Genomic DNA, 23,638 nt, shown 5'->3' with positions numbered 1-23,638 from the left:
GCTCGGAGGGCGGCGGCTCAGAGTCGTCCGGCAAGGAGTCCGGCAGGGACAGCGGATCGGCGGGCGGCTACGCCCGCCCCGCCTCCCGCTCCAGCAACTGCTTCTTTCTCTCGATGCCCCAGCGGTACCCGCCGAGCGAGCCGTCGTTGCGCACCACGCGATGGCAGGGGATAGCGATGGCCACGGGATTTCTCGCGCAGGCCTGCGCCACCGCGCGGGTCGCATTCGGCTCACCGATCTCGCGGGCCACTTCTGAGTAACTCTTGGTCGAGCCGAAGGGGATGGATTGCAGATGCTGCCACACGCGACGCTGGAACGCTGTGGCCTGGATGTCCAGCGGCAGCCTGGTCTTCTGCGGCTCGCCGAACATCTGCTTGAGCAAGGCCCCGATCCAGCGGTGCAGGACCGCCTCGGCTCTCTTGAACTGCGCTTGCGGATATTCCTTGCGCAGGTCTTTCACCAGACCTGCTTCTGATCCACCGAAGGTGATGGAGCAGATGCCCTTGTCAGTGGCGGCCACCAGCATCCGGCCCAGCGGGGAATTGACCGTCGCATAACGGATGGTGATGCGGTTCGCGCCCAGCCGGTAGAGCGTCGGCGTCATGCCGAGCTGGCCGCCGGTCTTCTCGTACAGCCTGCTGGTGGAACCATAGCCCGCCTCGTGCATGGCCTCGGTCACCGAATGCCCGGATTGCAACCCATTCTTCAGCGACTTCATGCGGCAGGTTTCCGCATATTCGCGCGGCGTGATGTCGAGCACGGACTTGAAGGTCCGCTGCAGATGGAACGGACTCATCCCGAACTCACGCCCCAGGCTGCTAAGCCGCAGGGGCTCGTCGAGGTGCTCCTCGATGTGGCGGCAGACCCGTTCGACGAACTCGACGCGCGTGTCGCCGGTGCGTACCGCCAGAGGTTGGCAGCGCAAGCACGGGCGGAAACCGGCGCGCTCCGCCTGCTCCGGCGTGCGGTAGAACTGGACGTTTTCCCGCCGAGGGCGCCGCGACGGGCACGACGGCCGGCAATAAACTCCGGTCGAGCGCACGGCATAAAAGAAGCTGCCGTCCTGCGACGCGTCGCGCGCCAGGACTGCGGCCCACCGTGGATCGTCGTCGGCGATGAGGAGCATCTGGAAATCGGGCATCACTGTAGCATTCGCCATGTCCGCAGGATAGGGAAGTGGCGGCGGCGCGCGCTATCCGATTCTTGCGCCCAAATTCTTCGGCTTGCCGTGGCTCGCGGCCTCAATGAAAGCCACCAGGTACGGATGCGGACGCGCGTCGCTCGACTTCAACTGCGGCAGGAACAGCGTCGCGATGAAGAAGCGGTGCTCCGGCAGCTCGACCACGCGACCCACTCCGCGATCGTCGAATCCGACCACCTTAAGGCCGGCGGCGTCCACCTGCTCCTGGTATTCGCGGTTGAACTCGTAGTTGCAGAGGTACTCCTCCGTCCTTGCCTCGAGACCAAATACCCGAGCCGCTTGCGATCCGGGCTTCAACTGTATCGGCTCCTGCCGGTCGACGTACGCGGCGCCCGGCTGCCGTTGCGGCAGCGAGCACGCGGTCACCATCAGATTCTTCGACCCCGTGCCATGCTCTTCTGAATCCGCGTCAGCAATCCCCATCACGTTCCTTGCATACTCCAACAGAGTATGTTGGAAGCCGCCTCAAGTGGCGGCGAAGGCGCGGCCCTGCTCGCGGGCAAAGCGCACCGCCGCCAGCGCTCCTTCGAAGTTCGCGTAAGGGCTTCCCGGCGCCAGGAACAGGCCGTCGAACTCGTCGAGTGTCCCGCCAGGGTTGTCGGCTTTCACCCGCGACGTATGCACCCATTGCAAGTCGAGCGCGGCCCCGACCACGCGCGCCGCATGACGCAATGCATTGGTCGTGGCCACATGCGTGCGATTGTCGGCTTTGTAATCGCCAACGACCGCTATATTCGCTGTCCGGCTCATCCCCACTCCCCTCCCTTTATGGACGTAACTTTACCAGTTTCGTTACACGCCGGGGCAGGTTTCCGGCCGCGCTATGATGGACAGATGCAGCTCATCATCAACGGGGAAGAGCGCAGCTTCGGCGAGCTGTCCAGCCTGGCGGCCCTGGTGGAGCAGCTCGGCATGAAGGGCGACCGGGTCGCCGTCGAGCTGAACTGCGAGATCGTCCCCCGCACCCGCTGGTCCGAGACGCCGCTGCGCGACGGCGACCGCCTGGAAATCGTCCACTTCGTCGGCGGCGGCCTGTAATCCAGAATCCACAGTTGCACCAACATTAGTCCTTGACAGCCAACACCTTGCGCCTAAAATGTTTCAAACATTCGTAGCAGCTTTTGTTTGAAACATTCTTACGGACACATGGAAGGCCGGTTCACATCGAATGAGGTGGTGGCGCTGACGGGCATCACGGCCCGCCAGCTTCAGTGGTGGGACGAGCGCGCCCTGGTCGTCCCCGCCCGCGAGGGACATCGCCGCCTGTACTCGATGGAAGACGTCGCCGAGGTCGCGGTCATCCTCGAACTCCGCCGCAAGGGATTCTCCCTGCAGCGCATGCGCAAGGTGATCCGTTTCCTGCGCAACGAGCTCGGGCGGCGCCTGGCGCAGACCGTCACCGGCGACTCCGACTACCACCTGCTCACCGACGGCAAGCACTTATTTCTTGAAACCTCGGAGAAGCAGGTCATCGACATTCTGAAAAACGCCCGCCAGCCGATGCTGACCGTCTGCCTCAGCGACGCCGTGCGCCGGGTGCGCGCGGAAGTCCGACGGCAGGCGCCGGCAAGCGCCGGCGGCGGTTCGACCGTCAACCGGACAGTCCGAAGGCTCCGCGCTTGAGCGGGGCTTTTTTGCTGTCCTCAACTCGGGCGCACGTTTTCCTGCACCCCAGCGCGAGCAACGACGGCTCGCGCCGGGGACCCCGCGGAACGGAGGTCACATGGTCGGAGAAGTGAACGTCCTCAGCGAGTGGATCCCCGAACAGATGTCCCCCGGCACTCTCTTCGTGCTGGAAAACGCCGGCGAGGTCGGCGAACCCGAGGATCCCTACTTCGCGGTGCTGGCTTGCCCATCCTGCGGCGTGCTGGGGCTGATCACGCGCCGCCAGATCGCGGGACTGATCCCGGTCATCTGCGGCTCGGACCATTGCTCCGCCCAGTTCTTCATCAACGACAGCGACATCGTGGTGCGCAAGGCGAGCTAGACGCTTCGGCGGGACCGAGACACCTAAGGCACAGGAGATTTCCTGTGCCTTTTCAGTTTAGGAGAGGGAAAACGATGCAGAAGTCAGATTGCAGAACGCAGAAGTAACTTCTGCAATCTGCGTTCTTCGATCTGACTTGGTTTTGCTGATGTGATCTGGAGCTTACCGACCGGTTCCGGCCGCTGCTCTCACCGCCACCGGGACCTGCTCCACGATGTGGATGCCGTAGCCCTCAAGGGCGACCACTTTGCGCGGATGATTGGTGAGCAGGCGCACTTCGCGCAGTCCGAGGTCGATCAGGATCTGCGCCCCGATGCCGGCTTCGCGCTGGATCTTCTTCTGCGACTTGCGCGCCTCCGGCTCGCGCGCGTCCTTGTGGAAGACCAGAGAGGACTTGTCTCCGGCGGTCTCGACGGTGAATCCCTTCGAGGTCTGGTGCAGGTAGATGAGCGCTCCGCGGCCCTTCTCCGCGATCATCTCCATGGAGCGGTCGATGATGTCGCGGCAGTCGCACCAGGTGGCGCCGAAGACGTCTCCCATGACGCAGTGCGCGTGCATGCGCACCAGCACCGGGCCGCCGGCCCGCTCGATGTCGCCCTTGACTAGCGCGATGTGCGAGTTGTGCGTGATCTGGCTCTCGTAGGCGATCATGCGGAACTCGCCGTAGCGGGTCGGCACCATGGCCTCACCGATGCGCTTCACCAGCCGCTCGTTGCGCATGCGGTAGCGGATCAGTTCGGCGACGGTCAGCATCTTCAGACCATGCTCGCGGCAGACCTCGATGAGCTGGGGCACGCGCGCCATGGTGCCGTCGTCGTTCATGATCTCGCAGATCACGCCCGCGGGCTTGAGCCCGGCAAGGCGCGCCAGGTCCACCGAAGCCTCGGTCTGCCCGGCGCGGATCAGCACGCCACCCTGCCGCGCGCGCAGGGGAAAGACGTGCCCGGGACGCGCCAGATCGCTGGGCCGGGTCTTGGGATCGAGCGCCACCTGGATGGTCCGGGCGCGGTCGTGCGCCGAGATGCCGGTGGTGGTGCCTTCCTTGGCGTCGATGGCCTCGCAGAACGCGGTGCCGAACTGCGAGGTGTTCTCCGCGCTCATGGGCGGGATACGCAGCTCGTCGAGCCGCTCCTCGGTCATGGCCAGGCACACCAGCCCGCGCCCGTGCTTGGCCATGAAGTTGATGGCGTCGGGCGTGACCTTCTCGGCGGCGAGCGTCAGGTCGCCTTCGTTCTCGCGGTCTTCGTCGTCCACCACCACGATCATCCGCCCGGCGCGGATCTCCTCGATGGCGGTGGGGACGTCACAGAATGGGGCGTTGGGGCTCATGGAGTCTGCGCTGAAATTGTAACAAAGAGCGTGTGGCCGCTAGTCGGCGGCCTCCGAGGAAGGGTCGAATGGACGGCCGCCAAAGCGGTCTTCGAGTTGTGGAACCTCGAGACCAGCCATCGGCTTCCCCGCGAAAAGCAGGCGGCACGGTATGGCCATCCAGCGCGTCCAGCGGGCGGACCAGGAGACGCGGGCGCTGTCGGTCGCGATGCCGGTATCGGCGTACATGTGCCGGTAGATGCGGGAGATCAGAAGAAAAGCCAGGCGGCCTTTTCGGGAGCGGATGAAGGCGGATCGCTTCCAGATCGAGCCCCACTCATAGAACTTGTCCCACACCTGCTGGGTGCGCTCGCGGATCTCGTCGGCTGACATGGTCGGATGGGGCCAGTAGAGCTTCGGACGAAGCGCCTGCGGGATGAGCCAGCGCCGGGTGATGGGCACGCCGGCGATCTCCTGCGGATGGTCTCCCAACTTCTTCTCCCAGCGTTCGAAATCGACGGTCCCGGGGAAGGGTGTGAGCATCACGAATTGGGCGAAAGTCAGCTCGGAGCGGTCGGCGACGGAAGCGGTGGCGGCGAAGGTCTCCGGCCGGTCGCTCGGCAGGCCGAAAATGAAGGAGCCAAGGACGTGCACGCCATGGCGGCGGAAGGTCCGCAGGCGTTCCACCAAGTTATCACCCGCCTGGTTGAAGTCCTTGTAGACGTCCTTGAGACCCTCGGGCGTGACGGACTCGACGCCCACCAGGGCGCCTTTGATGTGCGCCGCTTTCATCGCGTCCAGGAAAGCTGGGTCTTCGGCCGCTTCCATCGTGATCTGGGTGAAGAAACCCATATCATCCGGAAGCTGCGCCAGGCGGGACATCAATTCGAAACGCTCCTGCCGGAGGGACTCCAGCTCCGCCAAACGTGCGCCCTGGCCATTGCGGCGCGCCAGATCCAGGTCGGTCAGAGTGACGGGGTAGAAATTGTCGTCGGCCAGCGCGACAAAACGGAAGCCCAGACGACGAAGCTGGACAATCTCTTCGATGACCGCGTCGGAGGAACGTTGGCGTGGCCGCTGCCCGTCGGTGCGCCATACCGAGCAGAAGGAACAGTGCTTGGGGCACCCGCGCACGGTTTGCACCGACGCCCACATGTAGCGGCTGCGGGGGACCAGGTCCCATCGTGCCGGTACAAACCTGTCCGCCTCGATCCGGCCGCCGGCATAGATGGCTTGGCAGGCGCCGCGGGAGCAGTCGTTCAGAGCCAGCGGCCACACGACATCGCCATCCCCCTGCACGACCGCATCCGCGGCGCCCAGTTCCCGCGCTTCGTTGGGGTAGAGCGTGGCATGGATGCCGCCGAAAATGACGTGCGCACCACGGCCTTTTGCGATCCGACCGATCTCGTATCCGCGCAGCGCGTTCGCCGTGTGGATGCCGATCCCAACCACGTCTCCGGGCAGGATCCGCTGCGGGTCAACCTGCTCCAGGGTCTCGTCGGTGATGATCGGATCGCCGAAGTCCTTCGGAGTGGCGCCGGCCAGCACGTACAGCCAGCGCGGCGTGATCACCGCGGTTCCGAACGAGACACTGCTCGGATTCACGAGATGGATTCTCATGATCGACGATTCTCCTGCGAACCGCAGCGGCGACCGGATCAGACCGCCTGTTAGAAAGGACTCATTCCGCGTTTACGGCGTTGCCGGCGAGAGATGAGGGAAGCACTCGGAGGCGAGGTCGGACGACCGGTAGTCCCCACGCACGGATTAGACCCGGGTGACAGCTGGATGTCAAACGCCGCAATGCCTTATTGTCCTGATTCCACCTTGCGGTCCGGCGCGGGTTAGGCGCATAATCTCGGGCCCATAGGGGGGTGAAGGTATGCGCAAGCTCGGATTGCTTGCTGTCATTGCGTTGTTGGGGGTCACGGTGGGGCACTCTTCTCCGCCCGCCGGCTGGGCGTTGAATGCCACCGCGATCGAGGCGTGTAGCTGCACACATTTCTGTCCCTGCTACTTCAATCCTCATCCGACCGCACACCACGACAACGGAAAGATGGCGCACTACTGCAAGTTCAACAACGCCTACAAGGTCAACCACGGCCATTACGGCGAGGTGAGCTTGGACGGGGCGAAATTCTGGATCCACGGCGACCTGGGCGGCGATTTCTCGCAGGGCCAGCTGGATTGGGCGGTGGTCACCTTTGACAAAGCCACCACGCCGGAACAGCGAAAGGCTCTGGGTGAGATCCTCGGGCACGTCTTCCCGGTGAAATGGAAATCGTTCCAGACGGATGAGGGCAATATCGACACCTGGACCTTCGACAAGAACTCCGCGCACGCCACCCTGAACGGCGGCAAGACGGCGGAGGTCAAGCTGAAGCGCTTCCAGGGATTGACCAACGAGCCCGCGGTCCTGAAGAACGTGCGCTACTGGGGAACACCGCGTAACGACGGCTTCGTGATGATGCCCAACGAGATCGAAACGTACCGCGAGGGCCCCAACGCTTACGAATTCAAGGGCACCAACGGCTTCATGCTCACCTTCGACATCACTTCGAAAGATGTAGCCACGAAGAGCGACAGCCCGATGAGCAGCTACTGAGGATCTTCGCCGTAATCAGGCCACGCCGCACTCGGGCGTGGCCATCCTTATTGCTCCCGTTGCGCGCCGATCTGGGTAAGCTCCGTCGGCTTAGTCTGGCCGTTCTGCCAGCGCGCGGGAGCCATGGAGCGGCGGATGCGGTTGGCGAACGAGCCCACCTTCATCGAGCCCCCGATCATGTGTCCGATCTTCACCGGACCGACCAGCTTCATGCGGCGCAGCGAGTGCAACCCCACGCTGGAGGCGCAGCCGCACTGGGCGCAGTCGGGATTGCCTCCGAAGATGCAGGGCTCCACCCGCGTATTCAGGTCGGCGGAATAGTTCACCGACATCTTGGCGAACACGCAGTCAGACGGGTTCTGCGGCGGATTCTCGAACGCGTGCGCGATGTACGGGTTCATCAGCACCTGGGGGAAGCGCGCTCTCCACCCCGCCATGCGCTCGATCAGGTCGCGGCGCTCGCTCCGGGTCAGCATCTCGGGGCTTTGCTCGCCGACCTGCGGGGTGTACGTGCTCACCCAGATGCGATCGACCTCCGGCCGTGAGGTCCAGAACCGGAAGTACTCGTCGAGATAATCGGAGCTTTGCACCATCGGGCGCGTGATGGTCAGGTGCACGTTGATGCGCAGGCCCTCGATGTTGCGCAGGATGCGCTCGTAGGTCGCGGGCGCGCGGCGCACGTCGTGATGCTCCGGAAGCCCGTCCACCGACACCGTGATCTTCAAGCGCGGGATCTGCTTCCACTCGCGCGGGATGGGGGCCACGGCGCTGGTCACCAGCAGGCTGAAGATGCCCATCTCGCTCAACGCGGGCAGGATCCGCTCCAGTTCCGGTTTGCGCATCAGCGGCTCCCCGCCGACCAGCGACACGTGCAGCGAGCGGTGCTTCTTCACCAAGTCAAGGACACCGTTCACCAGCGCGTCCCCGCGGAGGTCGCTGAGTTGCCGGAGTGTGGTCCTGCCGCCCAGGTGCGCCTCGTCGTAGGCGTAGCATCCGGGGCAATGCAGCGGGCACTCCCGCGTGATCTCGATCGACAGCATCGGGGCCCGGCCGTTCAGGATCCGGAACCACGCCGACATGAGTTCCAGAGGTTTGATGCCAGGCGATTTGCAATTTGCGCTTGTGCTGCTCATCGACTCTCCTCGAGGTCATTTCCGTGTGACAACTGCTGGTGCGTCCGCAAGTGCTGCGGGGCGCATAAAGGTTGAGCGATCGATGCGTCTAGCGCAGGAGCGGAATGGCGACATCACCCGAGCCGGGTTCGGCGGCGCGGGCGTCCATTTCAGGGGCGCCGTACGTGAAGCGCATCACAAGGGCGCGCAGGGAGCATGGCGGCGGCAGCACAGCCGCCACTAGCACAGAGACTGCGGCGCCGATGGCCTTGCCCACGACTGTCGGTGGGCTCGGGACGGCAGGAGAAATGAGGATGCCGGCCAGTGCCAGTGCGCAAAGCACCGCGAACAACGAACGGACTGGTCTCGAAGGGCCTCCCACGCCCCGCTATTCTAGATCATTTCGTGGGCTCCCGGTGGATCGCTGGGCGGACAGGGGATTGTTTTCTAACTTTTCTCCGCGAGATGCGTCTAATTACTCATGAAAGTCCCGATCTCGGCGGGTGGTGGTTCTCTCATTTCGCCACCCGAGATGGCAGGAACCGTCAGTCTTCCCGCTGCGTATGTTCTTAGAGACCGCACGGGAAGGCTGGTCTTCAGCCGGCCGCGCGTTGGCCGCGAAATTGGTTTCCAAGGGTCAGAGATGAGCTTGCGGTTTGATTGTCGTTCGGTGGGTGATGTGGTCGTTGTTCACTGCAAAGGGCGACTGACTTTCGGTAACGGGATCCAGCTACTGGCCACCCAGATCGGTAGTGTGCTGGCCGAGAAACGTCGGGCGTTGCTGCACCTCGGGGAAGTCGAGGCCATGGACGCTGCCGGACTCGGGCTGCTGGCGGACATGGCTGCGTTAGCTTCCGATTCCGGCGGAGCCATCAGGCTCTGCAACGTGCCCGGACACGTTGCCCGCCTCATCTCCCTGACCCACCTCACCCAGGCACTGGAATGTCACGGGACGGAAGCGGAGGGTTTGGCTTCCTTTGGCGATGCTTCTGCCTGTCGGCGCGCATCCTAGGCGGGCGGCCACCATGCTGGTCGGGGAGCCCACCGTTCGCCCCGTTGCTCACATCTCGTCCCTCAGGATGAATTGATAAAGCCCGCCTCGGCCGGCCGGTTATGGCCGTGCCTCGGTCGCCCGCAGATGGTCTCGCCTGTGCAGCGGTCCCAGAGCTGCGAGCCGGGCCCTGGCCCTCTCTTGCGGCCGCCTGGTCTCGATAGGCCATAATGACCCTCCGTGGACCTTCAGTGACTGATCAGCCGCTCCCGCCCATCGAAGAAACGAACAAGGCGAAACCGCTGCTGGTGTATGACGGCGATTGCTCCTTTTGCCGCCTCTGGGCGGACTACTGGCGCGAGCTGACCGGCGACAGCATTCGCTATGAGCCCTTCCAGCAGGCGGCGAGCCGGTTTCCCGATATCCCCCGCGACACCTTTTCTTCCGCGGTGCAGCTCCTCCTTCCTGATGGAGAAAGGCGGAGCGGGGCGCACGCCGCCTTTTCGGCGCTAGCTGCCGTCCCGGGGAGGCGGTGGCTGTTGCCGGCGTACCGGCGTGTCCCCGGATTTGCGCCCGTCAGTGAGGCGGCGTACGACTTCATCGCGCGCCACCGCGATTTTGCCTACAAGGCGACAAGGTTCTTTTGGGGGACTCCGGTGCGGCAGAAGCAGTTGCTGGTATCAGGATTGTTCTTGCGTGCCCTGGCCATCGTCTACCTGATCGCCTTCATCTCGTTCGGCGTACAAGCGCAGGGGCTGATCGGGGAAGCTGGAATCGTGCCGCTCGGCGACACGCTCTCAAGCGTGCGCCAATACTACGGCGCGGCCGGATACCGGCTGCTGCCATCGCTCTTCTGGTTTCACGCCGGCGATGCTGCCATCGCCATGGTCTGGCTCGCGGGCGTAGTGCTGGCGTTGCTTTTGTTTCTGGGCGTCTGGAAGCGTCTGGCCTGCGTGGGTTTGTTCTTGCTGTATCTTTCGCTGGCCAGCGCGGGACAGCCTTTCATGAATTTCCAGTGGGACGCGCTGCTGCTGGAAGCCGGATTCCTGGCGATCTTTATGGGGTGGTCGCGCGTCGTGGTCTGGCTCTTCCGCTGGCTGCTGTTCCGGCTGGTGTTCATGTCGGGAGCGGTCAAATTGCTGAGCGGCGATCTCACCTGGCGGAACCTCACCGCCCTGCAATTTCACTATCAGACTCAGCCTTTGCCGACCCCGCTGGCCTGGTACGTGCAGCAGCTTCCAGCGTGGTTTCAGCAGGGAAGCACGGCGGCGGTCCTGGCGATCGAGCTGGTGGCGCCGTGGTTCATCATCTTTCCCAGACGCCTGCGGTTTCTTGCGGCGGTCGTTCTCATCTCGCTCCAGGTCCTGATCCTTCTGACCGGCAACTACACCTTCTTCAATCTGCTGACCATCACGCTCTGCCTGTTTCTGCTCGACGATGCCCGCCTCGGGCGGATCCTGCCCCGGCGCTGGGCGGGCAAGATGCGCGGTCCTTCGCCGCTGCCGGGCCGCTTGAAACGATGGACGGTCGGAGTGATGTCGGCGGCGGTTGTCCTGGCCAGCCTCGCGGTGCTGCTGGAGGCTGCGGGATTCCGTTCCGAAACCGGCAGCGACCTGTTGGCAGCCGTGGCTCCGTTGGAGATTGTGAACAGCTACGGTTTGTTCGCGGTGATGACCACGTCGCGTCCAGAGATCGTGATCGAGGGCTCGAACGACAACATCACCTGGAGCGAGTACGAATTCAAGTACAAGCCCGGAAACATCTACCAGCGCCCGGCCTGGATCGCGCCCCACCAGCCCCGCCTGGACTGGCAGATGTGGTTTGCCGCTCTGGGCAATTACCGGAACAATCCGTGGATCCTGGAGTTTGAATATCGGCTGCTCGAGGGATCGCCCGGCGTTCTCCGCCTGCTCAAGCAAGATCCTTTTCCCTCGGCGCCACCGCGCTACATCCGCGCGCAGCTCTATCAGTACCGCTTCACCACCTGGAGCGAACGCCGCCAGACGGGTGCATGGTGGCACAGAGAGCTGCTGGGCGCGTACTTGCCACCGCTCTCTCTAGCCGACTTTCGTCGCATCGGAAGGCGCTAGCGGGATTTCGCACACTCAAGTTCCGAAACCTAAGCCGGCGTCGAGAGTTGCATCAGCCTCTTCGATGAGGACCAGTAACTGCTTCGCGCTGGCGGCAAGGTTCAGGACAGCATCGATGTCGCGCGCGTCGCCGGCCGCAGCGATCGCTTCCTGCATCCGGGCTGCTTCCGAATGCGCCAGCTTGAGAGCGCTGACCAGGTCGGCAGCGTCGGAGATGGCCCGGTACCGGTTCAAGGCGTCCAGAAGAACGCTTCGCATGGCCACCCCGCGCTGCAGCGCGGGGGCCGAGAGGCCCCCGGGGTGGGCGAACGCCGCAGCTTCACAGGCTCGGAGCACCAGTTTGATCTCGCCAAACTCCAGGTGCAGAGGAGCCAGGGCGTCCGCGTCAGGAGTCGTCTGCACCTTCTCTCTGATCTCCAGCATCCGGCTGCCCAGATACCACTCCTCGAAGGCGTGCCTTTGGGCCGGCGAATCGAAGAGCTGGGAGAAAGATCCCGCTTCGGGGGGCGCACTCGCCGCCTTGCTTTTGGCGGGCGCTCGGGCGGGCGGTTCGCCGGGGAGCGCCGCACACGATTTCGACACCGCGTCTTCGAGCGCGGTTCGCATCTGTGTCAACTGCCGCAGGTCATCGCGCGTGTAGGCGCCGCGTGGCGTTTCTTTCCACTGCCCATGGAGCTGTCGCAGTCGAGCGACCGACTCCTCCGGCGAAAGGCCGAAGCGGCTTCCATCGATCCGCGAGACATTGCTGGATTCCAGGGCTTCCAGTGCCTGGTGGATGGCCTGCAGTTCGCCGTCAGCATGGCGGGCAAATGCATGGCGGGTGAACACGTTGAAGCGGGCGAAGGCGATCAGCGCTCCACGACGGTAGTATCCCTCGCCCGCAGCCGCTTTGGCCGTACGGCCCTTCTCCACGATCTGCTCGTCCAACAGTTCGCGGAGGTTGCGGCAGCGGCGTGCAGCGTACGTGGTTTCTTCCAGGTCCAGCAGCCAGCGCGGCGGGGTTTCCACGTGCCCCAGCACCGGTTCCAGTGCTTGCGCCACCTGCTCCAGGGTGAGATCTTGCCGCTCCGTCTCGGCCGGCAAACGATGAGCAAGGTACTGCACCACCAGAAAATCGACTTTGTCGCGATTGCCGGGAGTGGCCTTCGCCGGTTTCAGGTGCCGTTGGACCAGGTCACGAAGATTCTCTTCATTGAACAGATCGCTGACCTGGGCCAGTTGCCGCCAGTGTTGCACCTGGATGCCGGCATCCATCTCGTCGAACCACCGCAGCACCCTCTCCAGCACCTCCGGCTCGCTCCGGTTGATCGGCGACTCCAATTCAGGGCAGGGAGCTCCGATGCCGAACACCTTCACCAGCGGCATGTAGAGCGAATACAGGCGACGCGCTGTTCGCCATTGGGAGGCGTTGTCCAGCGGGACAGGGGCCCGGTCGCCGATGTCAGCTTTCTTGGTCACAAAAGCCCGGAGAACTGGCTCTTTCCGGGGAGCGGGGGCAACCTTCGGCCGAATGCTACCGAGTGGCCGCGTGGCCGTCAACAAGTGTTCGACGCTCGCTGACTCCGCGGCGAAAAATCCGCGTTCCTGCGCGGGAGATGAAGCTCCTTGTGATGTTTGGATGAGATGGCTGGCTGAGTGCTGGTCGCCGAGGGCGGACTGCTCACGCCGTCGGCACGAACATCCGCACCAGGTAAAAAGTCACCGCCGCCACCGCCGCAGATGCCGGGATGGTCAGCATCCACGCCCACACGATCCTCTGCGCCACGCCCCAGCGCACCGCCGAGAGCCGATGCGTCGCCCCCACGCCCACGATCGCGCCCGTGATGGTGTGCGTAGTGCTCACCGGGATCCCCGCCAGCGCCGTACCGAACAGCGTGACCGCTCCCGCCGTCTCGGCGGCGAATCCGCCCACCGGCTTGAGCTTGGTGATCTTCGACCCCATGGTGTGCACGATCCGCCAGCCCCCGAGGTAGGTGCCCGCGGCGATGGCGGCGTGTGCCGCCAGGATGATCGGCCAATGATACTTGCCCCAGTCGGCGGCAAAGTCGGCCTTGCTCATGATCCCGCCGGTGTACAGCGCCCCGGCCACGATGCCCATCGTTTTCTGCGCGTCGTTGCCCCCATGTCCCAGCGAATACGACGCCGCCGAGAGCAGTTGCAGCTTGCGGAACCAGGTGTCCACCGAACGCGGCGTCTTGTGTTGCAGGGTCCAGTAGATGGCGGTCATGATCGTCCACCCCAGCACCAGGCCCATCAGCGGCGCCACCACGATGAAGATCAGCGTCTTGGTCCAGCCCCCGGGGATGATGACGTCGAAGGCGTGATCGAAGCCGTGCAGGATGGTGGCGCGCGCCATGGCCGCACCTGCGTAGCCCCCGATCAGCGCGTGCGACGACGAGGTCGGCAGCCCCCATATCCAGGTCAGCAGGTCCCACACGATCGCCCCCAGCAGCCCCGCCAGCACCACGTATTGGGTGACGATATCCAGCGAGATCATGCCCTTGCCGATGGTCTTGGCCACCGCCGTCCCCAGCAGGAAGGCGGCGGCGAAATTGAAGAATGCCGCCCAGGCTACCGCCAGCTTGGGCGACAGCACCCGCGTGGAAACCACCGTGGCGATGGAATTCGCGGCGTCGTGGAAGCCGTTCAGAAAATCGAAGATCAGCGCAAAGGCGACGGTGAGCAAGAGCAGCAGAAATCCAGTGTCCACTTATGCTGCCTCGGCGCGCGCCGCGTTCGGGAACATCTCTGGATGAGGGCCTTTCATCGAAGGGAGAATATCTCATCCGCCCCCAACCAGCGTCAAACCTCCAGGCACTGCTGGTGGAAACGCCGGCCTTTAGGCCGGCCAACGATGGCCGCGCGGACTGGCGCTTCAGCGCTGGCCTTCTGACTGCACAATCTGGAGCCGCTCCAGATTGTGGTCAATAGGCAAAAACTCCACAATTCCCCCTATCTTGCTGACCACAACGGAAATATATCTTTGTGGAAAATGGCACTCTTGACCCCTGCGGTGTGCTATAATTAACTTAGAGAGTAAGGAAAGAAGGCCGGTCCGCCGCGACCGGCCTTTTTGTGCCCCCACCCATTCCAGAGTTCTTCACCCTCAAATCAACAATCAGCTAGGGATGAGGGTGTCATCCTCAGCGAGGCGCGACCTGTGGTTGGGCGCGCCAAGTCGAAGTGCCTGCCCCGAGCTGAAGCGGGGGGACCCCTGCCTCTTACATCTTGCTCTGAATTTTGAGGGTGTCATCCTGAGCGAGGCGCGACCTGTGGTTGGGCGCGCCGAGTCGAAGGACCCCTATCTTTACGGCAAATCCGAGATCCCTCATGCTTTCTCTCGCCCACAACAAAGTGAAAGGCGAGTGGGTAGAACTGTGCTTCACGCTCAAGGCGCTGGGTCTGGGCATGCGCGTTGCCCGGCCCTACGGCGACCCCACGGCCTACGATTTCATCGTGGACGCCGCCGGACGCCTCTCCCGTGTCCAGGTCCGCTCCTGCTGGGTCAAGAACCGCCATTGGTTCGCCGTCAACACCGGCGGCGGCCTGCACAAGACCCCGTACCCCGAATCCGCCGTCGACTTCTTCGCCGTTTACATCGTCCCCCACGACGCCTGGTACATCATCCCCACCAGCGCCATCCGAGGCCTCCAGAAGATCGCCTTCTTCCCCCACCGCTCCAACTCCCGAGGCCAGTGGGAGCGGTATCGCGATGCTTGGCAACTGCTGTCCGCTGCCTGCGACCTTTGTGGTTGATACCTAGAGAGGGATCACTGGTGAGAAGAGGATTTATCGACAGTTACGCGGATACTCTGCCGCGTGACCGCCATCACTGCCGAGAACTCTCGCCAGCACTATTGTTTACGCAGCTTTGGGAGCGAACCCAGGCGGGCCATCAGGAGAGGCCGCCATGGAAGCCGCGCTATCCCATTACCGCATTCTGGGGCAAATCGGTGCTGGTGGTATGGGTGTGGTCTACCGCGCTCATGATGAGCAACTCCAGCGCGACGTAGCCCTCAAAGTCCTTCCGTTGAGCACCTTCACCGATCCCGCGGCGCGCGCCCGTCTGCTGCGTGAGGCCCGGTCGGCGGCTGCTCTGAATCACCCCCACATCTGCACAGTTTACGAAGTCGGTGAGGACGATGGCCAGGCCTATATCGCGATGGAGCTGGTCCAGGGGACGACCTTAAGTGCGCGACTTACACCCGGGCCGATGTCAGCCGATGATGTCACGCGCCTGGGCACACAGTTGTCCGATGCATTGGCGCACGCACACGAACGCGGCATCGTGCACCGCGATCTGAAGAGCGCCAATATCGTGATCACGCACGATGGTCGAGCCAAGATCCTGGACTTTGGTTTGGCCAAGCGGCTTAGTCGGGAGGTGCTGGATGAAGTAACGCGCTCGGAGGAGTCTCTGACTGCGCCGGGGACGGTGGCCGGCACGCTGGCCTACATGGCTCCCGAACAGTTGCGCGGTCAGCCGGGCGACGAGCACAGCGACATCTGGGCCCTGGGGGTGGTGCTCTATGAGATGGCCACGGGTAAGCTGCCCTTCCGCGGGCAGACAGGTTACGAGGTGAGTTCAGCGATCCTCGACCAGCCACCTAGGGAACTGCCGAGCAAACTCCCCTTGGAACTGCGTGCGGTGATCGGTCGTTGCTTGGAGAAGGACCCCGGCCGCCGCTATCAGCGGGCCGGAGAAGTACGGGCGGCGCTGGAGGCGATTCGAGCGGGCGAGGTTTCGTGGGCCGCTTGGCGCTATGCGCTGGCCCGGCGGCGCTGGTTGATGGCCGCTGCTAGCATCGCGCTGCTGCTGTTGATTGTTGCGGCTGCGAATTACGAGCGCATTCGTACTCGCGTGCTTGGGGGCGTGCCACGCGTCGAGTCGCTGGCTGTGCTGCCGTTGGAGAATCTGTCGGGCGATCCGGAACAGGACTACCTCGCCGACGGCGTCCACGAAGCTCTGATCACCGACTTGGCTAAGCTCGGGGGCATCAAACGGGTGATCGCTCGCTCGTCGGTGATGGGCTATCGCAAGACCAGCAAGCCGCTGTCACAGATCGCAAAGGAACTTGGGGTAGATGCTCTGATCAGCGGATCGGTGCTGCGCTCCGGAGACAGGGTGCAAATCACGGCCCACCTTATCCAGGCATCTTCCGAACAACAACTGTGGGGAGACCGCTACGAGCGCCAGTTGCGCGATGTTCTATCGCTGCAGAACGACATCGTCTCCGCAATCACGCAGGCAATCCGACTCCAGCTCAGTCCGCAGGAAAAGGCGCGGCTGGCAACCGCTCGCCCCGTCAATCCCGAAGCTTACGAGGCCTACCTCAAGGGGAAGTTCTATCTGAACAAATACACGCCGGAAGGATTCCAAAAAGGTCTGGCATATCTGCAAGAGGCAATCAAGAAAGACCCGATGAACCCCTTGCCGTACGCCGAACTGGCGCTCGGTTACGGCATGATGGGTCATGAGCAGGCGCCTGAAACCTTTCCTCTAGCCCGGGCGGCAGCACTTAAGGCATTGCAACTCGATGAATCGCTGGCGGAAGCCCATGAAGCCCTAGCCGAGATCAAACTCTATCAGGATTGGGATTGGCCGGGTGCGGAACAGTCTTTCCGTCGCGCATTGGAGATCAACCCCAATCTAGCCCAAGGGCACGTCCACTATTCGTGGTATCTCCAGCTAGTTCGTCCCTTAGATGAAGCCATCGCAGAAATGGAACGAGCCCGAGAATTGGATCCGCTGACGCCCCTCTGGAGTGCATGGCTAGGATGGCAGTACTGGGAGGCAGGAAGAAGCGACAAGGCGATTGACGCAGCCCAGAAGTCGCTCGAATTGGATCCCAATTTCCCGGTCGGGCTTTACATCTTAGGAGCCGCCTACGCACAGAAGGGGATGTACCCGCAGGCCATCGCCGCGCACCGAAAAGCGGGTGTCGCCAGCTCTGCTTGGAGATGGCCCCTCGGGTATACCTACGCCTTAGCTGGCCAGTGGGAAGCGGCGCGGAGGGTAGCGGCTGAACTGGAAAAGGAACCCGTGGGCTTGAATCCGTGGGGTCTAGCCGAAATCTACACAGCCTTAGGGGAAAAGGATGCTGCATTCCGATGGCTGGAAGTGTGTTTCAGTTCCCACGCTGGCTATATGCCTTGGATCAGGATCGAGATCCCTTACAAGCCCCTACGCTCCGATCCACGCTTCCAGGACTTGGTCCGCCGCATGAACCTGCCAAAGTCGTAGTGGCCAAGCTGACACCTATCCGAAAGCCACGCGCGCGGGATACCTCAACTGGTGATAACAGACCTTCTCACCCGTCACCCGCCCTCACGATCCGTTCCAGCCATCGGGCTGGCGTGCGCTGTGCACAATGAGGGGTGACGTGCGTCACACAGGCGCGTGCACGCTGGGGGTAGGCTGCCGGGCAGGCATGAGCCTGGCGGTAGACAACTCGCGCTTGGACTGTGTCGTCGCGCTGCCGCGGCCGCAGTCCGCCGAGGAAGAGCGGGCGCTGGTCGCGCGATTCCTCGCAGGAGTAAGGAAGCTCTTCGAAGCTGGCAGCGACCCTGAACTGAGTGGCCGGCTGCTGCATGCGCTGCGACATTCGGCGAGCTGTCCGCGTTGTGCGGCGGCGTGTCATGTCTTCGAGGGCAGTGGCCGGGACGAGCGCTACCGGCCGGGGCTGCGGGCAGACATCCTTCGACGCCTTTACTTCAAACATGTGAAAAGCGGCGGCCGGGTCTCGACCTGGTGGCGCGGGGACGTGGAGCTGGATTGGCCTCTGGTCGCCCGGCTGGCGCAGATGGCATACCGGTGCAACCTGTGCGGCCGATGCGCCCAGAGCTGCCACGCCGCCGGCCACGCCCTGGTGGCCCGCGCGCTGCGTACCGTCTTTCACGAGATGGGGGTTGCCCCCATTGTCGAACGCCACGCCGACGCGGCAGGGGTGCGCGGCCGGATCGCGGAAATCGACCAGCACACCAGCCGGCGCGCAGGCATCGAGTTCCACACGCCGTGGGACGTCGAGGGCGCCGAGGTGCTGCTGGTCCAGCCCGCGTCCGCCGTCCTCGACTGGCCGGAAAACGTGGGCGCCTTGGGCCTGATCCTGACTCGCGCCGGGATCAAGTGGACGATGTCGTCGCAGCTGGCCGGGGACGATCTCGGGGATACATTCTCGCGCGAGGGGACTCAGCTACTGGAATCGGTGCGGCGCTACGCCCACATTGCCTGCGGCTTGAAGGCGAAGAAGATCGTGGTCGGAGAGTCCGGCGAGGCCTGCCGCGCGCTCTGCGTGGAGGATGAGCGGTTGGCCCACGGCGAGCTGAATGTGCCGCGCCAGAGCGTGGTGACGCTGATCCGCGACGTCGTACGCAGCGGCCGCGTGGAGTTCGATCCGCTCCGCAACGACTTTCCGGTAACGCTGCACGATTCCTGCAACCTGGTGCGGCGCGGAGTGGTGGAGCCGCAGCGCGAGGTCCTGCGCCGTCTCTGCCCGCAGTTCCGCGAGATGGATCCGTGGGCGGAGCGGAACTACTGCTGCGGCGGCGGGGGCGGGCTCGTCCACATCAAGGAAGCCCGCGACTGGCGCGTGCGGGTGGCCGGGCGCAAGAAGATGGATCAGGTGTTGGACGCCTTCTCCGAGTGCCTGGACGCGGAGACGCGCAAGTACCTGTGCGCGCCCTGCGGCGACTGCAAAACGCAATTGCGCGACCTGCTGGCGGAACACGCTCCCTGGGAGAAGAACCGGATCTTGTATGGCGGCCTGGCGGAGCTGGTCGCGAACTCGATTGCGGCGGTGCGGCCCGGCTTCCTGCAGTGGGAATGGCGGTGAACGGTTTCGGATTGCGCCAGGTTGCTGCGCGGGACTAGCATCAGCTTCGCGCACTAACGTACGAGGTGATCACGTCGCATGCGCAAGGTTTCCTTCGTCGATTCGCTGCACATCATCGGGCGAGGCTCGCGGAACTGGCCGGCCGGACGGCCCATCGTCGTTTCCTTCGAAGTCACCGACTCCTGCACGTGCTTTTGCAGGCACTGCGACCACGGCGGCCCCAGGGACGATTCGCGCCAACTGAAGCCCGCCGACTACCGCCGCTACATGGATGTGCTGCGGCCGTGCGTGGTGCAGGTGTCGGGCGGCGAGCCGCTGCTGCGCCGCGACCTGGTGGAGATCGTGCGCAGCATCAAGGCGGGCTCGGGCGTGCCCTACACCATCCTGGTCTCCAACTGGTCGGACATGACGGAGGAGATGTACCTGGCGCTCCACCGGGCGGGCGTGGACCAGTTCTCCGTCAGCCTGGATTTTCCCGACGAACGGCACGACGACTTCCGCCGATATCCCGGGCTGTACGGGCATCTCAGCGACCTCGTGCCACGGCTGGTGCGCCACGGCTACGACGACATCGTGCTGAATTCCTGCATCACCAGCGAGAATGTCGGCGAGATCGGCCGGCTGGCGGACAAGGCGCGGGAGTGGGGCGTGAACATCTGCTACAGCTCGTACTCGGCGCGCCGTACCGGCTGCCGCGACTACTCGCTCACCACGCCCGAGCAACTGGCCGCACTCAGCCGCGAGCTGGATGCGGTGGAGGCCCGCCGCGACCGCACCAACTGGATCGTGAACTCGCCCACCACCCTGGCCTCCACCCGGCGCTTCTTCGAGCAGGGCGGGATGGCGGGCTGCAAGGCCGGCCACCGCTTCCTGGTGGTGACCTGCGACGGCTGGCTGCAGCCCTGCTCCATGGTCTTCCAGCGCTACCGGTTGGAGGAGTACGCGCGCATGGCGGCGGAGTTCACCCCCACCAACGACTGCGACGAGTGCTACGTCTCCATCCGCTCCTACCTCGACAAGACCTTCCCGCAATTGCTGTGGGAGAACGTGAGCGGGTTCTTTTCGGTGAAGGCACACTGACCGCGACGCGTTCATCCGCGGAGATGAAGTTCTTCAGCTGGGTACTGAGTACCGAGTACTGGGTACTTTATTTCTCCTCCAGCTTCAACGATGCCGAGTTGATGCAATACCGCAGTCCCGTCGGGCGCGGGCCGTCCGGAAACACGTGCCCCAGGTGCGATTCGCACCGGGAACAGATCACTTCGACCCGACGCATCCCGTAAGTGGTGTCTTCGTGCGACTCAACCCGGTCGGGTGCAACTGGCTGAAAGAAACTCGGCCACCCACTGCCCGATTCGAACTTGGTGTCGGAGGCGAACAACTCCTGTCCACAGGCAGCACAGCGATAAACCCCCGCCGTCTTCGTGTGCGCATACTGGCCGCTGAAAGCGCGCTCGGTCCCTTTCTCCCGGAGAACGTGATACTGCTCCGGCGAAAGCTCGCGCCGCCATTCAGCTTCGGTTTTGTTTATCTTCTCCGCCATCGCGGTCTCTCCGTGGCCGATTAGATGACGCGGTGGTGATACAGGTCGAAAGACTTCCCGGTGCGTCTGCGTCTCTGTAGCGAAGGAGGGAATGGAGGAGGCGGCCAATCAATCACAAATTACCAATTCCTGTTAGGCGCTCTTGACCACCACCGACTCCAGCACGTTGGCCGCGTCTTCGGCCTTGTCGGTGGCCATCTCCAGCACTTCGTACAGCTCTTTGATCTTGATCAGGGCGATGGGGTCTTTCTCTTCGTCGAAGAGCCGGGCGATGGCCTGGCGCACCACGTGGTCGGCCTCGTTCTCCAGCCGGTTGATCTCCACGCAGTAGTCGAGCACGTTGTCGTGCTTCTCCAGGTGCGCCACTGCCTGCGAGAGCTGTTCGCACTGCTTGACCACGATCTGCGCCAGCTCGATGGCCGGCGCTGGGATGCGGATGATCTTGTACAGGATGAGCCGGTCGGCGGCCGCGTGGATGTAGTCCAGCACGTCGTCCAGCGAACTGGCCAGCTTGTGGATGTCCTCGCGGTCAAAGGGGGTGATGAAGGTCTGGTTGAGCTTGGTGATGACCGCGTGCGTCATGTCGTCGCCGCGGTGTTCCAGCTCCTTGATGCGCTGCGCCTTGATGGGGATGTCCTGGCCGGTGCGCAGCAGCTCCAGTAGCACCCGCGCGCCCTCCGTCAGGTTCGCCGACATGTCGGCGAACATTTCGAAGAATTTCGTCTCGTGCGGCACCAGCCGGACCATGGGCTCGCTCCTCGTTTTCGCGGACGGCTCTGCTCCCGTCCCCTCAAGCGCACCACTATCTCATTCGCGGGGAAACCACGTCAAACCTCGGTCTTGTGTGGCACAAGAAGAATGGGCCGCCTCGCGGCGGCCCATGGGGATGCGTCGGCGGTCGGCTCGTTACAGAGTCGACTCGATCTCGAAGCCCCAGGCCTGCAGCAGGGTCTCGGGGATGTACTTCGAATTCTTGTTGCGGCGAGCCCATTCGCGCAGACGCGTCGAGCGCAGGTACTGGTCCGGCTCGAGCTTGAATTCCTTCACCGCCTGCTCGAACGAAGTCACCGTGGGGATCACCGGCCCGATCGGCTCCGGCTTTCCCCAATTTGGATTTCCACGTCGCTTTGCCATTATGTCTATTCGTCCTGCCTTTATGAGAGGTACCTAAAGTGTTGGATGCGGGCGAATGTCGGATGATTCAACGAAGCCGTATTCACGGGCTCGACAGGCTCGCGCCAAAACTTGATATTCTACGCCTTTGGCTGCGGAAAGCAAGGGCAAAGTGAACGGTAATTCAGTGCTGGGAATAGGCTAAGCCATTGATTCATAAGCGCTTACGCATAAGACCGAGGAGAAATCCGGGGCTGGAGGATTTTGGTGCCCGGGGAGGGAGTTGAACCCTCACGGAGCGGTGAGCCCCTCGGGATTTTAAGTCCCGTGCGTCTGCCAGTTTCGCCACCCGGGCGGCCGATAGTGCATTGTCACACAGCAGCCGCACGAGTACCAAGGCGCAGAAAGTATCATTCGCCGCTGCGGGGCTTTAGACCGCAGGCGGTGCGCATCTGCGCCAGAAGCCACTCGAGTTCCTTCTTGTCCTTCACGCCGCTGCCGAGGGTGATCTGCTTGCCGGAGGCTTGCGTGAGGCGAATGTCGTAGTAAGGAGTGCCCTGGGCTCCGCCGGACTGCATGCCGATGGCGTAGGCGATGGAGGCGATGTCGGAGAGGGGAACGACATGGGTGGGGCCGATGCCGAAGATCCCGCCGTGGGCGGTGAGCTGGCCCGGACCGATCGTCACCTTCGACGTCCCGAACCATTGATACAAGGCGGCGATGAAGATGAGCGCGTCGGCCAGACCGAAGACGACAGGAAAGATCAAGGGCGCGCCGCCTTGCACAAGAAAAACGACGATGCCGGTGAAGATCAGGAAGAAGACGGTGATACCGGCCGCTGCGCCGGGATTGCGGTCGGCGGGGAAGTAGAACTGAACGCCTTCGGCGGTCGGCTGGACGAGGATGGTGTGGCTTTCAGGTTCAGAGACAGAACCGGGCGCGGCGGCGTCGGCGGCGGATCCAGCGTCGGTGCCCGGGGCCGCAACTTTGCCGTAGACCGGGACTTCGAAGGAGTCGTCGTAGTCGACGCCGGGGACGTCGGCGGTGGCCTGAACGGTCCACTCGATCTGGTTGCTGGGATCTTCCGCGTAGGTCTCCTGCTGGTCGGGCGGGATATGGAAGGAAATGGGGATGGTCACGCCCTCGGGAGTCTGGGCCAAAGCGGAAGGCGGGACGGAGGCCTCATCCCGCCACAGAATCTGCTCGTTGACGGAGCGGCTGTTGCCCGAGCCGGAAACGGTGCGCTGGATGCAGGTGCAGCGGAGATTCACGCTTTTTTCCGGCATGTGGTGGAAACGCGCGTGGATGGCGCCCTCGAGCGGTCCACCCAGCTTGTAGGGAGGGGAGCGCAAGTCGAGAACCCCGACGCCGAATTCGACACGGCGAATGGTCTTGCGAAGAGCGTCGATCAGGAGCCAGATCCCAACGCCGATGAAGGGAAGGAAGAAGAGCGCGTGCGCGTCTCCTTTGCGAGCCAGGTTAGGCAAGACCAGGATCGCGCCCGGGGCGCAGACAAGGTTCCACAGAATGGCGACCGCCCACATTCCTACGGCCGCGGAGGCGTTGCGGCTGCGGGAAACGCCGCTGGCCCAGTCGGTGCGCCACATCCAGGGCTGGCCGGGATAGAGCGACTTCAGGCGATCAGTCTCGGAGGCCTTCTTGCTGCCCAAGAAGGAGGAGACCATGAGACCGAAGCCGACCAACGTGAAGGCGGATCCCACAAGGATGGTGACCAGGGCTTCCTTGGGAGTCTTGGCCTGAGAGGACATCCAGATGGAGAAAAGGCCGGCGGCGGCGAATGGGAGACCGAACAGCACGAGGCAGCCGGAAGCAATTCGGTTGGAGGCCATCGGGGG

The 23,638-nt window shown here is 63.5% G+C and carries 23 protein-coding genes and 1 tRNA gene; 10 read left to right on the top strand and 14 right to left on the bottom strand.

Annotated features, from left to right (window positions below):
• Nucleotides 1-67: 67 nt before the first annotated feature.
• The 3 genes from ada to LAN37_01465 form a co-directional block, all read right to left on the bottom strand.
• On the bottom strand, nucleotides 68-1,126 hold the full coding sequence (gene ada / locus LAN37_01475) for a bifunctional DNA-binding transcriptional regulator/O6-methylguanine-DNA methyltransferase Ada (protein MBZ5645875.1): 1,059 nt from the start codon (nucleotides 1,124-1,126) through the stop codon (nucleotides 68-70).
• A 66-nt stretch (nucleotides 1,127-1,192) separates the two neighbouring features.
• The gene (locus LAN37_01470) at nucleotides 1,193-1,624 is read right to left on the bottom strand and encodes a hypothetical protein (protein MBZ5645874.1); all 432 of its coding nucleotides are present in this window, start codon (nucleotides 1,622-1,624) and stop codon (nucleotides 1,193-1,195) included.
• A gap of 42 nt (nucleotides 1,625-1,666) precedes the next feature.
• Nucleotides 1,667-1,951, bottom strand: a complete 285-nt coding sequence (locus LAN37_01465) for a hypothetical protein (protein MBZ5645873.1) — start codon at nucleotides 1,949-1,951, stop codon at nucleotides 1,667-1,669.
• An 84-nt stretch (nucleotides 1,952-2,035) separates the two neighbouring features.
• Between LAN37_01465 and thiS the strand changes: the two genes are divergently transcribed.
• The 3 genes from thiS to LAN37_01450 all read left to right on the top strand — a co-directional run bounded on the left by thiS (nucleotide 2,036) and on the right by LAN37_01450 (nucleotide 3,188).
• Complete coding sequence (thiS, locus tag LAN37_01460) at nucleotides 2,036-2,239, top strand: sulfur carrier protein ThiS (GenBank protein MBZ5645872.1); 204 nt, start codon at nucleotides 2,036-2,038, stop codon at nucleotides 2,237-2,239.
• A gap of 108 nt (nucleotides 2,240-2,347) precedes the next feature.
• On the top strand, nucleotides 2,348-2,824 hold the full coding sequence (locus LAN37_01455; protein MBZ5645871.1) for a MerR family transcriptional regulator: 477 nt from the start codon (nucleotides 2,348-2,350) through the stop codon (nucleotides 2,822-2,824).
• Nucleotides 2,825-2,924: 100 nt separating this feature from the next.
• Complete coding sequence (locus LAN37_01450; GenBank protein MBZ5645870.1) at nucleotides 2,925-3,188, top strand: hypothetical protein; 264 nt, start codon at nucleotides 2,925-2,927, stop codon at nucleotides 3,186-3,188.
• Between the two features lie 162 nt (nucleotides 3,189-3,350).
• Here the strand turns inward: LAN37_01450 and ribB are convergent, their stop codons facing one another.
• A complete protein-coding gene (ribB, locus tag LAN37_01445) occupies nucleotides 3,351-4,517 on the bottom strand; it encodes a 3,4-dihydroxy-2-butanone-4-phosphate synthase (protein ID MBZ5645869.1) in 1,167 nt (388 codons plus the stop codon).
• Between the two features lie 39 nt (nucleotides 4,518-4,556).
• Entirely contained in the window at nucleotides 4,557-6,116 is a 1,560-nt protein-coding gene (locus tag LAN37_01440) for a B12-binding domain-containing radical SAM protein (GenBank protein MBZ5645868.1), read from the bottom strand.
• Between the two features lie 262 nt (nucleotides 6,117-6,378).
• Between LAN37_01440 and LAN37_01435 the strand changes: the two genes are divergently transcribed.
• On the top strand, nucleotides 6,379-7,101 hold the full coding sequence (locus LAN37_01435; GenBank protein ID MBZ5645867.1) for a DUF1326 domain-containing protein: 723 nt from the start codon (nucleotides 6,379-6,381) through the stop codon (nucleotides 7,099-7,101).
• A gap of 47 nt (nucleotides 7,102-7,148) precedes the next feature.
• Here the strand turns inward: LAN37_01435 and LAN37_01430 are convergent, their stop codons facing one another.
• Both LAN37_01430 and LAN37_01425 read right to left on the bottom strand, forming a co-directional pair.
• On the bottom strand, nucleotides 7,149-8,234 hold the full coding sequence (locus LAN37_01430; protein ID MBZ5645866.1) for a radical SAM protein: 1,086 nt from the start codon (nucleotides 8,232-8,234) through the stop codon (nucleotides 7,149-7,151).
• Between the two features lie 88 nt (nucleotides 8,235-8,322).
• The gene (locus LAN37_01425) at nucleotides 8,323-8,556 is read right to left on the bottom strand and encodes a hypothetical protein (protein ID MBZ5645865.1); all 234 of its coding nucleotides are present in this window, start codon (nucleotides 8,554-8,556) and stop codon (nucleotides 8,323-8,325) included.
• A 138-nt stretch (nucleotides 8,557-8,694) separates the two neighbouring features.
• Here LAN37_01425 and LAN37_01420 point away from each other — a divergent pair, with 138 nt between their 5' ends.
• Nucleotides 8,695-9,225: an STAS domain-containing protein gene (locus tag LAN37_01420; protein MBZ5645864.1), complete on the top strand. Its 531-nt coding sequence runs from the start codon at nucleotides 8,695-8,697 to the stop codon at nucleotides 9,223-9,225.
• A gap of 230 nt (nucleotides 9,226-9,455) precedes the next feature.
• The gene (locus LAN37_01415) at nucleotides 9,456-11,294 is read left to right on the top strand and encodes a lipase maturation factor family protein (GenBank protein ID MBZ5645863.1); all 1,839 of its coding nucleotides are present in this window, start codon (nucleotides 9,456-9,458) and stop codon (nucleotides 11,292-11,294) included.
• A 15-nt stretch (nucleotides 11,295-11,309) separates the two neighbouring features.
• On the opposite strand, the gene LAN37_01410 is transcribed toward LAN37_01415, so the two are convergent.
• The gene (locus LAN37_01410) at nucleotides 11,310-12,752 is read right to left on the bottom strand and encodes a hypothetical protein (GenBank protein ID MBZ5645862.1); all 1,443 of its coding nucleotides are present in this window, start codon (nucleotides 12,750-12,752) and stop codon (nucleotides 11,310-11,312) included.
• Nucleotides 12,753-12,954: 202 nt separating this feature from the next.
• The gene (locus LAN37_01405; protein MBZ5645861.1) at nucleotides 12,955-13,986 is read right to left on the bottom strand and encodes an inorganic phosphate transporter; all 1,032 of its coding nucleotides are present in this window, start codon (nucleotides 13,984-13,986) and stop codon (nucleotides 12,955-12,957) included.
• A gap of 638 nt (nucleotides 13,987-14,624) precedes the next feature.
• On the opposite strand from LAN37_01405, the gene LAN37_01400 reads away from it, so the two are divergent.
• From LAN37_01400 to LAN37_01385, 4 genes are all read left to right on the top strand, one after another.
• The gene (locus LAN37_01400) at nucleotides 14,625-15,050 is read left to right on the top strand and encodes a hypothetical protein (protein ID MBZ5645860.1); all 426 of its coding nucleotides are present in this window, start codon (nucleotides 14,625-14,627) and stop codon (nucleotides 15,048-15,050) included.
• Nucleotides 15,051-15,204: 154 nt separating this feature from the next.
• Nucleotides 15,205-17,538 (top strand): protein kinase, encoded by a 2,334-nt coding sequence (locus LAN37_01395; GenBank protein ID MBZ5645859.1) that lies wholly within the window; start codon nucleotides 15,205-15,207, stop codon nucleotides 17,536-17,538.
• A gap of 139 nt (nucleotides 17,539-17,677) precedes the next feature.
• The gene (locus LAN37_01390; GenBank protein ID MBZ5645858.1) at nucleotides 17,678-19,126 is read left to right on the top strand and encodes a (Fe-S)-binding protein; all 1,449 of its coding nucleotides are present in this window, start codon (nucleotides 17,678-17,680) and stop codon (nucleotides 19,124-19,126) included.
• Between the two features lie 78 nt (nucleotides 19,127-19,204).
• Complete coding sequence (locus tag LAN37_01385) at nucleotides 19,205-20,206, top strand: radical SAM protein (protein MBZ5645857.1); 1,002 nt, start codon at nucleotides 19,205-19,207, stop codon at nucleotides 20,204-20,206.
• A 67-nt stretch (nucleotides 20,207-20,273) separates the two neighbouring features.
• Here the strand turns inward: LAN37_01385 and msrB are convergent, their stop codons facing one another.
• The 5 genes from msrB to LAN37_01360 all read right to left on the bottom strand — a co-directional run bounded on the left by msrB (nucleotide 20,274) and on the right by LAN37_01360 (nucleotide 23,632).
• Nucleotides 20,274-20,669, bottom strand: a complete 396-nt coding sequence (msrB, locus tag LAN37_01380; protein ID MBZ5645856.1) for a peptide-methionine (R)-S-oxide reductase MsrB — start codon at nucleotides 20,667-20,669, stop codon at nucleotides 20,274-20,276.
• 132 nt (nucleotides 20,670-20,801) lie between these two features.
• The gene (locus LAN37_01375) at nucleotides 20,802-21,416 is read right to left on the bottom strand and encodes a DUF47 family protein (GenBank protein MBZ5645855.1); all 615 of its coding nucleotides are present in this window, start codon (nucleotides 21,414-21,416) and stop codon (nucleotides 20,802-20,804) included.
• 159 nt (nucleotides 21,417-21,575) lie between these two features.
• A complete protein-coding gene (locus tag LAN37_01370; GenBank protein ID MBZ5645854.1) occupies nucleotides 21,576-21,803 on the bottom strand; it encodes a hypothetical protein in 228 nt (75 codons plus the stop codon).
• A gap of 244 nt (nucleotides 21,804-22,047) precedes the next feature.
• A tRNA-Leu gene (locus LAN37_01365) sits at nucleotides 22,048-22,137 on the bottom strand.
• A 55-nt stretch (nucleotides 22,138-22,192) separates the two neighbouring features.
• Nucleotides 22,193-23,632: a hypothetical protein gene (locus tag LAN37_01360; GenBank protein MBZ5645853.1), complete on the bottom strand. Its 1,440-nt coding sequence runs from the start codon at nucleotides 23,630-23,632 to the stop codon at nucleotides 22,193-22,195.
• Nucleotides 23,633-23,638 lie beyond the last annotated feature (6 nt).

Source organism: Terriglobia bacterium, assembly GCA_020073495.1.
In the GTDB taxonomy this organism is placed as follows: domain Bacteria; phylum Acidobacteriota; class Terriglobia; order Terriglobales; family Acidobacteriaceae; genus JAIQFD01.
Note: the sequence above shows the minus strand (reverse complement) of the source record. Positions and strands in the feature narration are given on the sequence as shown.